Raw genomic sequence first — 16,856 nt, 5'->3', positions numbered from 1 at the left:
CGATCTCGCCGCGCCAGCCGTCGACGATGCCCAGGCCCCGGCTGCCGGCCGCCGGAATTTGCCACTCGCCGACCAGCGCGCCCGGCGCCAGCCGGTCGATAAACTGTTCGATCAGCTTCATCGAGGCGATGATTTCCTTATAACGCACCCAAAAACGCGAGGCGATATCGCCCTGATTTTCCAGCACCACCTTGAAACCGACCGCGTCGTAGGGCGGATAGGCCGCATCGCGGCGCACATCGAAATCCTGACCGCTGGCCCTACCGACATAGCCGACCGTGCCGTAGGCGGCGGCGATATCCTCGGACAAAAATCCGGCGGTATATAGACGGTCTTCCAGCGACGAATTCAAATCCAGCGTGGTCATTAGGTCGGCCAATTCGTCTCTGAGCTTGACGATACCGACGCGCATGGCTTGGCATTGCTCAGCCGACAAGTCCGATGTCACGCCGCCAGGAACGACGCAATCCATCATCAACCGATGCCCGAACATCGCGGCCTGGGTGCGCAACCAGTCTTCGCGCAGTCGGGTAAATTGGATTTGCGCGAACGTAAACGCCACGTCGTTGCAGATCGCGCCGATGTCGCCCAGATGATTGGCGACCCGCTCGCGTTCGGCCAGAATGCCGCGTATCAGCGCCGCGCGCGGCGGAATTTCGACACCGGCCGCCCGCTCCATCGCCATGCAGGCGGCCCAGGCGTGTCCGACGGTCGTATCGCCGGACACCCGGCCGGCCAGCCTGGCCAAGCCCGGCGGATCGCGGCCCTCGGCGATTTTTTCGATGCCTTTATGGACGTAACCCAGGCGTTCTTCCAAATTCAGTATCAATTCGCCGACCGCCTGAAACCGAAAATGACCGGGTTCGATGATGCCGGCATGGACCGGACCGACCGGGATTTCGTAGGTGCCGGCGCCGTGCGATTTCACGAAGGCATAATCCATGTCCGGCGGCGTCACGGTTTCCGGGCGGCCTTCGACCGGAAAGTCCTTGCGCAACGGATGTTGGTGTTTGTCCCACGCCTTGTGGCGCGTCCACGGCCGGTTATCCGGATGGCCGACGAACTGGATGCCGAACATATCCTGGGTGTGGCGCTCGCTGCGATTGGCGGCCGGATACACGCCGGCCTGACTGGGCACTTCCGGCTTTGCCGGACCCAGCTCGGTTTGCGCCCAAAGATAAACGCCGTGTTTTTCCAGCAATACATGCACGACAAAACCGGCCGCGCGTTGTTCGGCCCAGCCGGCCGACCAGCGCACGCTATCGGCTAGCGCCAGCTCGGCCAACATGCGCCAATGTTCGGAAGCCACCCGCCAACGGGAAATGGCGTCGCCGGCGGCGTCCGATTCGACGGCGACGCCGGCCGCCGAGAGGGATGAGCGCAAGGCTTCGGTCCAATTCGGATTGCTCATAGCGGCACGCTCCCGGAAATCAACTGCGTGGCTTGCGAAAACCAATTCGCCAGAAAATCGGGAATTGCCAGACCCAACCACAATACCAGCGCCAGATGAATCATCACCGGCCACAGATTGGCTTTAATCGGCTGCTGGCCCTCGGGGCGCTCGCCGTAGACGATGGGTTGAATGTGCCGAAACAAGCCGGCGAAGGCGACGCCTATTCCCAGCAACAATACCGGCGCCAGCCACGGATAACTATGCATCGTCGCCACCAATACCAAAAATTCGCTGGTAAACACGCCGAACGGCGGAAAGCCGGCAATCGCCACGGTACCGATCAACAGCCCCCAACCGATCTCGGGTTGAGTTTTGATCAAACCGCGAATTTTCTCCATCTGCTGGGTGCCGGCCAGTTGCGCGGCATGGCCCACCGTCACGAAGATCGCCGATTTGGTCAACGAATGCACCGTCATGTGCAGCAGCGCCGCGAAGGTCGCCGATGCGCCGCCCATGCCGAAGGCAAAGGTCATCACACCCATGTGCTCTATCGACGAATAACTGAACAAGCGCTTGATGTCTTTTTGCCGGTGCAAAAACAAGGCGGCCACCAAAAACGACAGCAAGCCGAATCCCATCATCAACAAACCGGCCATGTTGGTGTGGGTGGCGCCGTCCACCAGCATCTTATTGCGCACCACCGCGTACAAGGCGTCGTTGAGCAACAATCCGGACAACACCGCCGACATCGGCGTCGGGCCTTCGGAATGGGCGTCCGGCAACCAGTTGTGCAAGGGCACCAGACCGATCTTGGTGCCGTAACCGATCAGCATGAACACGAAGGCCAGCTCCAAAATTTCCGGATTCAAACGCGCGGCGTTGTCGAACAGCACCGACCACAGCAAGGCGTTATCGCCGTCGCCGATCTGCACCGCCGCGTAATACAGCAAGATCGTGCCGAACAAGGCCTGAGCGATACCGACCCCGCACAGAATGAAATATTTCCAGGCGGCTTCTATCGATTCCGGTGTGCGGTAAAGGCTGACCAATAATACGGTCGCCAGCGTCGCCCCCTCCATCGCCACCCACATCACTCCCATGTTGTTGGTAGTCAACACCAGATACATCGCCAGCATAAAGCCTTGATACATCGAGTAATACAGCTTCAGCCGCTTCTCGGTCAATTTACCCCGCTGCTTTTCGTGCTCCATGTAAGGCGCGGAAAAGATCGAGGTGGTCAGGCCGACGAACGCGGTCAACACGATCAGATACACGTTGAACGAATCGACGATGAAGGCCTTGCCGGCCGACAGAATGGTGCCGTTGTTCAACACGTTGACCGCCAGCCAAATCGTCGCCAGCAACGTAACGGCGTTGAAGCGCACGTTGAGTTGGCCGGTTTCGCGCTGGTGACCGACGAACGCGAAAAACAGGATGCCGATCAGCGGAATCAGCATGACCAGATAAGCGGCGATCATCGGTCCACCTCGTGCAAACGGTTCATGCGATCGACATCCAGCGAGTCGATGCTGGTGCTGATATGAAAGAAAAAGATCCCGAACAACACCGCCGCGACCAGCACGTCGAAGGCTATCCCCAATTCGACGACCATCGGCATGCCGCGCGTGGCCACGATGGCGGCGAAAAACAAGCCGTTTTCGATGGACATGAAGCCGACCACGTGGGCAATCGCCTGGCGATGCGAAATCATCAATAACATCCCCAGCAGCACCACCGACAGGCTGACCGCCAACGCATTCAACATCACCGCCGACGAGGTCTGCACGATGGGATGCAGCACGTAATAGCTGAACACCATCAGCGCCGCGCCGCCCAGCATCACGAAGGTGTTGTTTTTCAAGGCCTCCACGTCGCGGTGCAGATTCAGCATCAGTACCTGCCGCCGCAGCATCCACGGAATGAACAACACCTTCAGTACCAAGGTCAACAGCGCGGAAATGTAGAGATGATGGCTATCCAGGCTGTAGGCCGCCAAGGCCGTGGTCAGCGTCAACAGCAAACCTTGCAGCGCGAACACGAAGATCAGCCGCAACAAACGGCCCTGCCCCAGCATCAGAAACGAGGTCAAGCCGACCAGCGCGGCCATCGACAAAATCGCCTGGGTGTAAAAATCCTGTTGTTCGAGATTCATTAGCGCGCCGCCTCCAAGATGATGTGGCTCAACATGCCCAGCAAACCCAGCAGGTAGGCGAAGCTGAGATATTCCTGCACCCGAAACAAGCGCATCTTCGCCACCAGGGTTTCCGAAATCGCCAAGCACACCGCCAACACCGCCAACTTGCCCGCAATCGCCAGCAAACCGTAGCCAAGCGCCGGCAACGTCAATTCCCGCGCGATACCCCAAGGCGCGAAGATATTGGCAAGCAACACCCCGTACAACGCCAACTTCAACTGACTGGCCCACTCGATCAACGCCAAATGGCGGCCGCTGTATTCCAGGATCATCGCTTCGTGGATCATCGTCAGCTCCAGGTGAGTGGTCGGGTTGTCGACCGGAATCCGGCCGGTCTCGGCGATCGCCACCAGCATCAGCGCGAACATCGCGAACACGAAGGACGGCCTTAACACCAAGCCTTCGTAGAGTACATGTTCGATCGCCAGCGACAGATTGGTGGTCGATGCGGTCATCGTCAGCGTGAACACCGCCATCAGCATTGCCGGTTCGGCCAGCGACGAAATCGTCATTTCCCGCGACGCGCCCATACCGCCGAATGCGGTCCCGATGTCGAGCGCGGCCAGCGCCAGAAAAAACCGGGCAAACGCAAAAAATCCGACCAATACGATGACGTCGGCGCTGGCCGAGGTCGGCAAGTCCACCGCTATCAACGGCACCACCGATGCGGCCAGCACCATCGCCGAAAACACGATATACGGTGTGTAGATGAATAGCCACGAAGCATGTTCGGCCACAACCGGCTGTTTACGGGTTAACTTAAGCAAATCGCGATAGGGTTGCAGCAAGGACGGCGCCCGGCGATTTTGCAAATGGCATTTGCACCATTTCAACCAACCGCTCAGTAGCGGCGCCAAGGCCACGAACAGCGTGGTTTGAATCACGGCAACGAACCAGTTCATAGGCTGACCACCCACAACATCAAAATTAACGTAGCAAACGAGTAACCGAGATAAACCCGGATATTCCCGGTCTGGATGCGGCCAACCAGCCTGGCCAGTTGATTGATGCCATGGGCAATGGGTAGATAGAGCCTGGGCCAGCTGTGATCCTGCACTTGCAGGCGGTAATGAATCGCCGCGACCTCGATGTCCCCGGCACCGTGCAGGTCTTTATCGATTTGCTCGTCGATCAACCAGACCTTGGCGAAAATGCGCCGGAACGGCATCGTAAACGCGCTGCAACTGTATTGCATGCGCGCGTTCAAACCGCCGAAGCCGCAATCCCAAGCCGGCGCGCGGCGCATGGTTTTAGTTTCCGGATTGCGGCGCAGATACCAGAACGCCGCGCCGGACGCCAACAAAACGCTGATCAACACCAACAGCGGCGCGTAGGATGCCTGTTGATGCGACACCGGCGCCAGCCGCAACCAGCTCAGCGCGGTGTCGTTGGGCAAGGCTTGACCCAACAATTGCCTGGCCACCTGATTGAGTAAGTCGATGATGAAAGCCGGAAAAATCCCGATGAAAAAACACAAGCCAGCCAACAATTTCAAGGCCAACAGCATGCCGTGATCGTCCACTTCCTGGGCTTTTTCGGCGTTGCGCGAACGCGGCAACCCTAAGAAAATCATGCCGAACACTTTGACGAAGCAAGCCGCCGCCAAGGCCGCGGTCAAGGCCAGGGCCGCCGCCGACACCGGTATCAGACTGCGCAGCACGCCGTTTTCCAGCGCGTCCACCTGCAGTGCGGTCTGGAAGGCCAGCCACTCCGACACAAAGCCGTTGAACAGCGGCAACGACGAGATACTCATGCAGCCAATCAGGAACAGGAAACTGGTCTTGGGCAAGCGTTGGATCAGCCCGCCCATCGTATCGATATTCAAATCGTGAACCTGATGCTGCAGTATGCCGGCCCCTAAAAACAGCAGGTTTTTGAACAAGGCATGATTGAAGGCGTGAAATAAGGCCGCCAATAAGCCTAAGGCCGCCAGCTGCGGAAAGCCGTTGGCCATGAAGATCACCGCCAAGCCCAGCACCATGAAGATAATGCCGATGTTTTCCACCGAACTGTACGCCAGCAGGCGTTTCAGGTTAGGCTGCATCATCGCGTACAGAATGCCGCCCAAGGCCGAGAACGTGCCCAGCACCAACAGCACGACGCCCCATTGCCAATGCACGTCGCCCAGCAAATCGAAGCAAAACCGGATCAGTCCGTAGACGGCCACCTTCAGCATGACGCCGCTCATCAGCGCGGAAATATGCGACGGCGCGACCGGATGCGCTTCCGGCAACCAAACATGAATCGGCACGATGCCGGCCTTCATGCCGAAACCCAACAAGGCCAGCACGAAAGCCAAGGTCGCCCAATTCGAGGACAGTTGCGCTTGACGCAAGGCGTCGAAGGTAAAGCCGTCGGTAAACGCCGCCAACACCCCAAATCCCAGAATGATGGCGAGCGCGCCGACCTCGGCCATCAGCAAATACAGAAAAGCGGCGCGGCGGTTGGCCGGGTGTTCGTGCTGAAACGCCACCAGGAAATAACTGGCGACCGACATCAGCTCCCAGGCGATCATGAAAAAGAAGGCGTCGTCCGCCAGTAGAACCAACAACATACCGGCAACGAACAGACCGGTGAACAAGCCCAACACCGCGAACGGATGTTTTTCTTCTTGATAGGCCGCCACATAACCCGGTCCGTACAGGCTGACCGCGCCAACGGCGATGCCGATTATCAAGTAGAAGAAACCGGACAGACCGTCGAAACGTACATGCCAAGGCAACCACGGCAAGCCCAAGCCAATTCGGTCGGTGACCACCGACGTTTGACTTAACAGCACTGTTAAGCCGGCAAGAACGGCTGCAGTCCCCGCCGCGCCCAACAGCCTGAATACCGTGGTTTTCAGTAACGCCGCGTATCGGCTTTCTTCCAGCCAGGCATCGGCGCTAGTCCAACATCGCCTGCCGGCCGGCCAACGCCGGAACGCGGCGTGGCCTAGCCGAAGCAAACCGGCGCGGCGGTTGACCAGCAGCGCCAGCAGCCCGGACGCAAAACTCAACAGCACCGCGGCATAGGCCAATATCAACACCATGAGGCTATCTCTCCGTTTTCAGCCGGATTCGCTACCGAATCGCTCATTGCCACACCTCGCCGATCTTGTGTTACGACAGATGCGCTCAGGCAATACCCGAGCCAATCGCGCCAACACCCTTACAAAACAAGCGACCGCATCATCGTCGTGCGCTTAATCGACGCTCCAGCGAAACTTTTGGTTGATTTCAACCGGCGCAATTGGTTGATCCGAACCAGTTTCACCACACCCAAGCAGTCGCCTCCCCCTCGAGCTACGCAAAGCAGTGGAACGACTTACGCCACACGGTCTGACGAACACTGTACGCCCACTTTCCGGTGTCAAGTGAGTTATCTCGCAACGCACCGATGCCGTTATTCACAGACACCAACCGGCGCTGGATTTATTGTTTCATCACGCCGACACGGTTGCGGATATCAGTAGAAATGACCGGCGGCACGGGATTCCAGTCCTTAGAGCCGGCGCGTCGTTACCAAGCGTGCCATTCGAACTCAACCCATTCCGGAGACATGCGCGATGAGCCAGCCGATTTTGGAAAGGTCTCGGACCGACGACACCCAACACAGCGGCGGCTGCCCGTTTCACGCCGACTTGACCGAAACGCCGGAACTGGCGGAACTGAGCCAGGACGATTGGCTGTTTCTGCCGATGCATAAACGCACGATCGCCCAATACGTCACCAACGAGACCGGCGCCACCGAACTACGCCTGTATTACGAAGACAAGGAAATCAGCTTCGACGAACCCGAGTTGTTCGCATTCGGCGAAAACCTGGCCAAGCAAGCCAGCTTTCCAGCCATAAGCGCCACCGGTTGGGGCCAGGGCTACGATTGGCCGGTGGTTAAGGATCTGCTCGAAGAGTTGATTCTACAAGGCATCCTGCAAACCACCAACCCGGCACCCGCCCCTAAAATGGCGCAAACCGGCGCCAACCACCTACTACCAACGGCTCCCGCCCAATCGCCGCGCACTTGGTTCGAATGCGAGGCCATCATGGCCGAACTGACCGGCCGGCCGGTGGAATTGGGCTATCTGGAATTGATGATCCCGGTATTTCGGGTGGCTCATATCGCTGTGGATAACGAAGGCCGCCAAGTCGGCGAATCCAACGTCTTCCCGAAACCGTTGCGCGTCGAAGTGGCGACCGAATGGACGACCTGCCCCTACCCCGGCAGCCGCTACCAAAACGAGCGGCCGATGAATTTGACCGCGCTGAAAAGCATGGGCCAGCATTGGTTGCCGGCGATTGCCGCCTTGCTGCAAATCCGCGCCGCCTATCTGCGGCGTTTTCCGGAAGCCCGCGCCGGCTGGACCGTCGGTCATTTGGAGCGCTTGTCGGCGCTGGTGCTGGCGGTTCCGGCCTACCAACTGATGAAAACCGCGCCCCGCGTCGCGAACGGCGAGTTGCATCCGGTGTTGTCATCGATGTACCGCGTCACCGACGGTGTGCGGATGACCACCCATCAAATGCTGTTCCTGCCGGTCGTCGAAACCACGCTCGCCCCCGACGCGCCAATGACAGCCCAAGGTATTTACGACTACGCCGAACGCAACTACGTGTTTCAGTCCGCGCACGGCGTTTGCGCCGGACCGCGCAAGATGATCGAAGAATTTTTGGGCGTGCTGGTCGACGGCACGACGCTGGCCGGCATGGACGACGTTCCGCAAGCCCCGGAGGTCGCGGCCGCGCTGGACGCATTGCCGGCCGCGCTGGATTACGGTCTGTACGGCTTGCAGGCCCACGCCATCGCCTTCTCGGTGTGGCCGCTGATGAGCCGCCATTACGAAGAGCTGTGGACGATTTTGGATACTTGGCCGAACGTCGATTCCGAGCGATTTAACGCGTTCAAGGCGCTAGTGCAAACTCAGATCAAACAGTTGCAATCCAAATCGCTGATCGCTAGCGAAGCATGGCGGGCCGATCGGGAAAAGGTCTACGCCGACATGTATCAAAAAACCTGCGAAGGTTTGGGACTGACGGCGAATGCCGACAGCTTGGCCGAACGCATCGCGCCGCCGGCGGTTAGTGCCTATCACCGGATCGCCGAGGCGCAATTGCGCGGCATCTTGAGTACGCAATTCGGCCGACCGGCCTACGAAGCGGCGGCGTTCGAGCGCTTGATTCGCTGCTTGATGAAATATTTCCGCCGTGAGCAAGGCATTTTGGCCGCCGCCGAACAAACCCAGCAAGCGATCAATCGGCTGCTCGGCCGGCCACAACCCGAGCGCGAATTCTCGGCGGCGGATTTGAATATCTACAACCTGCTGCTCGGCGAAGTCCAGCGTATTCCGCACATCGGCGAAGTCTTCGAGCAATTGTTCCACGTTGAGATACGGGTGACCAAGAGCAACATCGACATTCGCGAGCACGGCTAGCCCGGCACGCGGCCTCGGCTAGGGATGGCCGAGCGCCTTTAACGATTATGTTCGCGTTAATCACGACAGGGATGCGCGACCGTCGCCTCTGGCATCGCTTAGCCAGGACTCGGCTGGCAGGACGCTTAGCCATCGCCATCCGCGGCTACCGGGCCTGAGTGATCGATACCGGGGCGACGGCGAAGATTAACGCGAACATAGCCTTTCGGGTCGGCCTATCGAGTTGGGGCCGGACGCGCGGGCGGAGCGGCCGGACGATCTGGCCGAATGGTTTAACGGGGCGTCAACCCTATTCCGGCGTGGCGCCAGCGATTTTGAATTTAGAGGATAGTCGGACCGCGCCGGCGCAGCGGATTGCGGGCGGTCAAACTCGAACCGGATCAGTCGGCATGGGGCCGGCGAATCGACGTGCGATGGGCACGGGTATAAAGAGGAGAGTGTCATGAAAGTAAAATCCAACATTCGTGCTGGCTTGGCTGTCAAATTGGGCAGTTCAGTCGGCGGCCGTTGCAGCGGCGGCATCGTACTGGCCTAAGCCAAAACCCTAGAGGGAAAAGGACGTCCCTCGCTTCTTGGCTCGGCCGGCCACCAGCCGGCCGCGCCAACCTTATTTTGAAAAACTAATAACGCCCGGACCGGTTTCTCCAAACCCAAACCGCGGAATCAACGGCGAGATTGCAAGCCATCCTTCGTCACGGCAACCCGGTCTCGCAGGGGTTGCGATCCAAGCATTCCGGGACATGATCGAATAAACATCAAGAGGACTGTCATGTACCGCCACCTGTTTAGCGCACGCACCATCGAACCGGCCGCCCATTCCCGAGCCGCCAGGATTTTTCTGAACACCGCCTTGATAACCAGCCTGCTGGCCGGTGCCGGCGTCTCCGCCAATACCACCATCGTGCAAGCGCCGGCCGACGCTCGCTCCTTTGGCTTGGAATCCTTGCGTCTGGCCGTGCGACAAGACGGCGGCGCGCCGCTGCCGGAAGGACTGGACCGCTTCGTCAAGAACCGCGAAGCGGCCCTGCAACTGGGCAAGGCGCTGTTCTGGGACAGCCAAATCGGCAGCGACGGCGTGCAGGCCTGCGCCAGTTGCCATTTTCACGCCGGTGCCGACAGTCGCGCTAAAAATCAACTCAACCCCGACTTCCTAGCGGTGGCCGATACCAGGGCCAATCCGATCGACGGCTATGCCAACGCAAACAAAATCAATGCCGCCGGTTTCGAAATCAAGGGCCCGAACGCCAGGTTAACCCGCCAGGATTTCCCGTTCGTCAAGACCATCGACAGCGTGGCCCAAGGCGCCAATCACGCCATCGATCCCAGTACCGGTAACAGCAACGACATTGCCGGATCGATGGGCATGTTGTACACCTTTTTCGACCATGTGAACCCCGGCCTCGCCGTCGATAGCGGAGCGCCGGTCAAGGACCCGGTCTGGAACCTGCTCGGCAAGAAAAACGTGCGCCGCTCGGTCCCGCGCAACGCGCCGTCGGTGATCAACGCGGTGTTCAACTTCAGCAACTTCTGGGACGGCCGCGCCAATCCGCATTTCAACGGTCAGGACGGTTTCGGCGACCAAAATCCCAACGCCGCCATCGTCGTCAACACGCCGGAAGGACTAGCCCTGGAGCAAATCTCGCTGGCCCAGGCCAGTTTGGCGTCGCAGGCGATGGACCCGACCGTCAGCTTCGCGGAAATGTCGTTTGGCGATCCGCGTCAAAAATCAACCACCGACCCCAGCCTGCCCAACGGCCGCAGCTTTCCGGAAATCGGCAAAAAGCTGTTGGCGGCGTCCGCCGCGTCCGGCAAACCCTTGACGCCGCTGGGACAACAAGTCGTGCATCCCGAGGATTCGGTGCTGGGCGGCCTCGCCAAGGCGCCCTATCGCGGCCTGGATACGACTTACGCCGATTTGATCAAGGCCGCGTTTAACGACCAATATTGGGAATCCGACGAAGCCATCGAAGCGCCCGGCATCGTCTTCAACCAAATGGAATACAACTTCAGCCTATTTTTCGGGCTGGCGGTGTCGCTGTACGAATCGACGTTGGTCGCCGACCGCAGTTATTTCGACGTCTGGATGGAAACCGGCCGCTTTAACGCAGGCTTCGGCGACAAGGAACTGGCCGGCTTGAATCTGTTCGTCAACCAGGGCCAGTGCGTGCAATGCCACGCCGGTCCGGAACTGACCAAAGCCTCGATCCGCGCCGCCAACCAGGGTAAAAACCTGATTCGGCCGATGACTATGGCCGACGGCGGCGCTCTTTACGATAGCGGCTTCTACAATATCGCGGTGACGCCAACCACCGACGACTTGGGCCGAGGCGGCTCCGACAATGCCAATCTACCGCTGGCCTTTGCTCGTCAGGCGCTGATGCAGCGCCGGAATTTCGAAGCCAATCAAGCCTTACCGGCCGGCGAGCCGCGAAAACCCGACCCGATTCCGTTCCCAATTCTGGGCAACGATGCGATTCCAGCGCTGAGCGAAGACGGCAACAGCGCGGTCTGCACGGATGCCAACCATAACCAGGTCTGCGATCCCGACGAAATCCTCAACCGGGACTTTAAACGGGCGGCGGTCGATGGCGCTTTCAAAACCCCCGGCCTGCGCAACAGCCAATTGACCGGCCCCTACTTTCACAACGGCGGCGTCGCGACGTTACGGCAGGTGGTGCAGTTTTACAATCGCGGCGGCAACTTCTGCCACTTCAACGCGCCGGATCTCGCCCCCAACATCAAACCGCTGGGCTTGACCGACCTGCAAGAGGAAGAACTGGTCGCCTTTCTGGTGTCGTTGACCGACCAACGCGTGCGCTACCAAAAAGCGCCGTTCGACCATCCGGAACTGCGTCTGCCGATCGACGGCCGCCCCTACCAACCGCTGGCGAGAATCGGCGCGGTCGGCGCGAGCGGCTCCCACCACCCGCTGCCCACCTTCCTGGACCTGGACCCCAACGACGCGATCCTGACGCCGACGGGCAGTTGCGTATTGGAATAAACGGCAATCGCGGACAAGGCGTCAATGTCTTGGTACTGGAGCCCAGCGGCCAATTCGCCGTCGGCCGGCAAGCCGCTGATTTGAACCATCCCGATTTAATCGGCAATCAAAGCGCCCATTTCGTCGATACCCACGACCATTCGGTTCACGCCACGGCCGTGGGTAAGCAGGAAGGATTTAATCCTATTCTCCCGGGACGAGCACTGACGTAAAAGACTTATAAATCAACGCCTAGCGAATAAAACAATGCTTGAATCAGCTGACTTCAGCCGATGTCTTTGATTTGTCATTTTTATAAAATACGCTCTTTTGCACATCTTCATTCGGTTCGCTTATTCGCGCCAACATGCCCCTCGAAAAAATACTGCTCGTTCTTAGCGTTATGGCCCTGTCGGTACTGGGTTGGTACATCTACACGCCGCCTTACCATTCACCGCGCGAGTATCCGCCGCTAGCGGAAGCCGATCGGCAACGCATGGATTTGCAGTTGCTCAATGAGCTGGCGGTCAACGGTTCAAGGCCGCCACTTTACACGGTCGAAAGGCGCCGGCAACTGATCCTGGACATGGCCAAGCAAGGCTTCGAAGTAGCCGATCTGGCGTATCAACTGTTGAATATCGGCCCCACCGTCAATTCCGGCCGGCATTGGCTGATGCCATGGGAGCGCTCGGCTTACCACCATTTGCGCAGGCTGGCCGACGCCGGCGACCCATCGGCTCAATGCCTTGCGGCCTTGGTGATCGCCCGCTGGGGTTTGGACATGCGGAATTACGAACGTTATGTCGTGCAAGCGGCGAATGCCGGACAGCCGTATTGCATTTTCCTGATGAGTGCGATTCTCAATCCCCCGGCAAAATACTGGCAAAAAACACCTGTGGATGAGCGTAAAAGCGAGGAACTACGGGTTTTAGCTGCAAGAAAAGGAGTGGAGTGGGTTCAACTTTATTTGACGAGCTTGTATTCGCAAGGAATCAAAGGCTATCCGTTGAATATTGGCAAGGCCAAGTGCTGGCTTAGCTTAGCAGAACAAGCAGATACGGGTGGAACTCTGACAGAAAAATCCAATTTGATTTGGTTAACCCAACAGGCGCAAGGAAAAGGCATCGATATTTCGGAACATTACGACCCAAAGCAACGGCGTGAAACCAAACTGACTAACTGATTAAATATTTATACAAGGAACTGGATATGGCAGGTCAAACCGTTCAACAATGGACAAATCAATACAACCAATTACGTCAGAACTATATTAGCGTTAACAACACAATAAAAATTTATTCTAAAGGCGACTCTCCCGCTCTATTCGAAGCCCAACGCCTGCAACTCCGCTTGGAATATCAAATCAACCAGCATATCGATTCAGCCTATACGCCGGAGTTAATAGATACATATCAAGCCTACCAAAATCCAAAAATTGGAATCCAAACTAACATCCCCATAGACGGTATCCTCTACAACAACATCGGCCAACCGCTGATCTGGGACCCCAATACCCACTGGGGTCAGTTCAATCAATTTCGCGAGATCCGAAGTTTTATCCGCAGTGTGGCCGACTTTCATCTGGCGAGTTGTTTGTTGATTGAACGAGTTACTTACCTTCGATCTAACATATTTCTCTCTGGCAGGGTTAGGAAAGTCCATTTCATTCGTTAGGCATGCGCTAAAATGGATAAAGACTTGAGTACCTCAAAGAAAACTGCCATAGCCTGCATACTTTGGTTTGCACTTTGCGCTGTTGCATTTAGCAATGCGGGCTTTAATATTTTTTTTCTTATTGCTTTACCAATTGCCGGTATATGGTGGATGGCTTGGTTCGTGCGATTAATGATTTATCGGTCCCGCCAATACCAGGCTAAAAATAAAAATATCGGCACGAAATATACTTGGATTTATTGGGCACTAGAACCAGCCACGCTAATAATGTCTTTGGTTTTATCGAATTTTGGCGTTTTTTCTTATATTCGATTTATGGCAAGCGAACAGGCTCTTACAAACTATGCGGAGCATGTGCGTGCCGGAAAAGTTGATCTTGCTTTTGAGTTTCAACACCCGCCGCGTCAAGTCGGCTTATACACGGTGACGGTCACAGATTTACTGGCTGATGGAACGGTAAGAATGATTACATCTTCACATTCGGTTATGGATAAAGCTGGTTTTGCTAATTCACCAAATAATCCACCACTGAAGCTGGGCGAAGATTCTTATAAACATATTTATGGACGATGGTGGTATTGGTATGAAAGCTGGTAATTCCATGCCCAATCGGGTCAGGGCGAGTTTCTCTCGGATCCTCCCCACAAGACCTATGCGGGTCCGCTGCGCAAGTAGATGAAACACGGTAATGACAACGTACCCACTGGTCTTTGATCGACACTAATCCCTCCGACATTAACCACGGGTTATTCATTGCCATCTGCGTAATTGGTGTCCGCGACATGGCGTAACGCCCTTTCGAACTGACGTCGGTTTTGATCGCTTCCTTCAGGTTAACGCTCAAACTTACAGTGAATGATCTTGGTGCGCGGCATCGTCACCGTTTTAGCGCCAAGGGTAGAGATTACAGGAGCTTATATATCTGCCCATTAGCAACAGCGCATACACCGTCCGCGCCATTGGTGCAGTTCTGGGACTGGCCGGTAATTTTCCGATAACGCAATAAAAAACCCGCCAAGCCTTACAGCCTGCGGGTTTCTGATCTTCCTTGAGCTTCTCTGAATCGAGAAATGGTGGCGACACCGGGAATCGAACCTGGAACCTCGGGGTTATGAATCCCGCGCTCTAACCGGTTGAGCTATGTCGCCACTGACATCAACTCAAGAGCCGCATAGTGTATGACAAGCTGGTTTTTGTGTCAAACGTTGAAACGGAAATGCATGACATCGCCGTCTTGCACCTTGTATTCTTTACCTTCCAAACGCCATTTTCCAGCATCCTTAGCGCCCTGTTCGCCATTGTAGCCGACAAAATCTTGATAAGAGATCACTTCGGCCCGGATGAAGCCTTTTTCGAAATCGGAGTGGATAACGCCCGCGGCTTGCGGCGCGGTCGCGTTCACGGGAATGGTCCAAGCGCGGACTTCCTTGACGCCGGCTGTAAAATAAGTGGACAAATTCAACAACTGATAGGCGGCGCGAACGACGCGATCCAGCCCTGGCTCATCCAAACCCAGATCCTGCAAAAACTCCTTTTTCTCTTCGTCTTCGAGCTGAGCGATCTCGGCTTCGATTGCTGCGCAGACCGCGACAACCGAGGAGCCTTCCTTTTCCGCGAATGCCCTGACTTGATCCAGCATCGGGTTATCGTCGAAACCGTCGTCCTGTACGTTGGCGATGTATAGAGTCGGCTTGATGGTGATCAAGCATAACTCCTTGATCAACTTGACTTCATCGTCACTCAAGCCGAGCGTGCGGACCGGCTCACCCCGATTCAATTGTTCCAACACCCGCTCCAACACTTCTTTTCGGGCCAATTCGTCCTTGTTTCCGGACTTGGCGATTTTCGCCGCTTTCTGCAATGCTTTTTCGACCGATGCCATATCGGCCAATGCCAATTCGGTATTGATCACCTCGATATCGCCGATCGGATCGACCTTGCCCGCCACGTGAATAACGTTGTCGTCTTCAAAACATCTGACGACATGAACGATGGCATCGGTTTCGCGGATATTTCCCAGAAATTGGTTACCCAAGCCTTCGCCCTTGGACGCACCGGCCACCAGTCCGGCAATATCGACGAATTCTATCGTCGTCGGCAGTATGCGCTCGGGTTTGACGATTTCCGCCAGTTTATCCATGCGCGGATCGGGGACCGGGACCACGCCGACGTTGGGATCGATGGTGCAAAAGGGATAGTTTTCGGCGGCGATCGTGGCTTTGGTCAACGCATTGAATAAAGTCGATTTACCGACGTTGGGCAAGCCAACGATTCCGCAATGAAGTGCCATGGCAATAATTCAGCAGTGATGAGAGTCGATGAAACCCGGCGGGGCCGGAGTACGAAAAACCCGGAATTATAGCAAGGAATGGGCCAGCAAACACCAGAACAAACGTGGTATCTCGATGCCAAGTCTCCGGATGAAAGCCATTGGATTTAAGCGGTCGCCACGAAAACAATGACGGCAATAGCCACCTAACGCTTAGTAGTTGTAATACCAACGCCCGGTGTCCCAGCGCCAGTGATAGTTATATCCGCTAGACCAATAGTTATAGAAGGTCGAACGCCAGCGATCCCAATAGCGGTAGTTGCTTTGCAAGGTTTGCCGAGCTTGGGTAGCTTCCTTTAGCAGCGTACGCGCCTCTTTGTCGCCCTTGCTCGCGGTCATGCTCAGCCATTTTTCGGCCTCGCCGGGGTCCGACCCCATTTCGCCCAAGCCGGTCAAGTACAAACGTCCCAGCGCTTTCTGGGCTTCGAAATGCCCGCGCTCGCCGGCGCTGCGCATCCATTCCACGGATTTATGCGTGTTTTGCTTGATGCCATCGCCGCGAAATAACCGTAATGCTAAATCGTAGGCGGCGGAAGGGTCTTTTTCCGCGAGAGCTTCCAGATCAACCATCCGCTGATTGGCGGCTTCCTCCTCCGGACTGCGTTTGGCCGGGTCGAAGCTTGCGTAATTCCTGGGCCGGTCGGCGCAACCGCTTTCGTCGCAAATGGTAACGGTGTTGACGTTTGCAACCGGCGGCGGCGTCTGCGTACACCCCGGCAAAGTCGCGATTTCCCATAGAATTGCTATCCAGAACGATGCTTTCATATTTGTCGGTCTCGTTATCGCGTTAGTTTCTAACTTGAGCTATCATGCCGGCCTATCTTATTTGCTAATCGGCGCGTTAGACAACTGGTTTTCACGTTCACCCCCGTGTATTTT

13 protein-coding genes and 1 tRNA gene are annotated in these 16,856 nt (G+C 56.8%); 6 read left to right on the top strand and 8 right to left on the bottom strand.

Annotation, left to right across the window (positions count from 1 at the left end; translation table 11 throughout):
* The 5 genes from A1355_RS13620 to hyfB form a co-directional block, all read right to left on the bottom strand.
* Positions 1 to 1,411, bottom strand: a 1,411-nt coding sequence (locus A1355_RS13620) for an NADH-quinone oxidoreductase subunit C (RefSeq protein WP_064029012.1), incomplete at its 3' end; no start/stop codon positions are given.
* Entirely contained in the window at positions 1,408 to 2,871 is a 1,464-nt protein-coding gene (locus A1355_RS13615) for a hydrogenase 4 subunit F (protein WP_064029009.1), read from the bottom strand. The genes A1355_RS13615 and A1355_RS13620, both read right to left, overlap by 4 nt.
* Complete coding sequence (locus A1355_RS13610) at positions 2,868 to 3,545, bottom strand: hypothetical protein (RefSeq protein ID WP_064029007.1); 678 nt, start codon at positions 3,543 to 3,545, stop codon at positions 2,868 to 2,870. The genes A1355_RS13615 and A1355_RS13610 overlap by 4 nt, the downstream gene beginning before the upstream one ends.
* Entirely contained in the window at positions 3,545 to 4,489 is a 945-nt protein-coding gene (locus A1355_RS13605; RefSeq protein ID WP_064029005.1) for a respiratory chain complex I subunit 1 family protein, read from the bottom strand. The genes A1355_RS13610 and A1355_RS13605 overlap by 1 nt, the downstream gene beginning before the upstream one ends.
* Positions 4,486 to 6,618 (bottom strand): hydrogenase 4 subunit B, encoded by a 2,133-nt coding sequence (hyfB, locus tag A1355_RS13600; RefSeq protein WP_064029004.1) that lies wholly within the window; start codon positions 6,616 to 6,618, stop codon positions 4,486 to 4,488. Before hyfB ends, A1355_RS13605 begins: the two co-directional genes overlap by 4 nt.
* A 516-nt stretch (positions 6,619 to 7,134) precedes the next feature.
* Here hyfB and A1355_RS13595 point away from each other — a divergent pair.
* The 6 genes from A1355_RS13595 to A1355_RS13570 all read left to right on the top strand — a co-directional run bounded on the left by A1355_RS13595 (position 7,135) and on the right by A1355_RS13570 (position 14,245).
* Entirely contained in the window at positions 7,135 to 8,994 is a 1,860-nt protein-coding gene (locus A1355_RS13595) for a hypothetical protein (RefSeq protein WP_064029003.1), read from the top strand.
* Between the two features lie 769 nt (positions 8,995 to 9,763).
* Entirely contained in the window at positions 9,764 to 11,995 is a 2,232-nt protein-coding gene (locus tag A1355_RS13590; protein WP_064029002.1) for a cytochrome-c peroxidase, read from the top strand.
* Positions 11,980 to 12,207 (top strand): hypothetical protein, encoded by a 228-nt coding sequence (locus tag A1355_RS13585; protein WP_064029001.1) that lies wholly within the window; start codon positions 11,980 to 11,982, stop codon positions 12,205 to 12,207. The genes A1355_RS13590 and A1355_RS13585 overlap by 16 nt, the downstream gene beginning before the upstream one ends.
* Positions 12,208 to 12,341: 134 nt before the next feature.
* On the top strand, positions 12,342 to 13,157 hold the full coding sequence (locus A1355_RS13580) for a hypothetical protein (protein ID WP_231883667.1): 816 nt from the start codon (positions 12,342 to 12,344) through the stop codon (positions 13,155 to 13,157).
* Positions 13,158 to 13,183: 26 nt separating this feature from the next.
* Complete coding sequence (locus tag A1355_RS13575) at positions 13,184 to 13,648, top strand: hypothetical protein (RefSeq protein WP_064028999.1); 465 nt, start codon at positions 13,184 to 13,186, stop codon at positions 13,646 to 13,648.
* 12 nt (positions 13,649 to 13,660) lie between these two features.
* On the top strand, positions 13,661 to 14,245 hold the full coding sequence (locus A1355_RS13570; protein WP_064028998.1) for a hypothetical protein: 585 nt from the start codon (positions 13,661 to 13,663) through the stop codon (positions 14,243 to 14,245).
* Between the two features lie 474 nt (positions 14,246 to 14,719).
* Here A1355_RS13570 and A1355_RS13565 read toward each other — a convergent pair.
* The 3 genes from A1355_RS13565 to A1355_RS13555 all read right to left on the bottom strand — a co-directional run bounded on the left by A1355_RS13565 (position 14,720) and on the right by A1355_RS13555 (position 16,742).
* A tRNA-Met gene (locus A1355_RS13565) sits at positions 14,720 to 14,796 on the bottom strand.
* A gap of 50 nt (positions 14,797 to 14,846) precedes the next feature.
* Positions 14,847 to 15,938, bottom strand: coding sequence for a redox-regulated ATPase YchF (gene ychF / locus A1355_RS13560; RefSeq protein ID WP_064028997.1), 1,092 nt, complete (start codon positions 15,936 to 15,938; stop codon positions 14,847 to 14,849).
* A gap of 192 nt (positions 15,939 to 16,130) precedes the next feature.
* Positions 16,131 to 16,742, bottom strand: coding sequence for a tetratricopeptide repeat protein (locus A1355_RS13555; RefSeq protein ID WP_064028996.1), 612 nt, complete (start codon positions 16,740 to 16,742; stop codon positions 16,131 to 16,133).
* Positions 16,743 to 16,856 lie beyond the last annotated feature (114 nt).

The organism is Methylomonas koyamae, from assembly GCF_001644025.1.
GTDB lineage: Bacteria > Pseudomonadota > Gammaproteobacteria > Methylococcales > Methylomonadaceae > Methylomonas > Methylomonas koyamae_A.
This window is presented reverse-complemented; position numbering and strand designations above follow the sequence as displayed.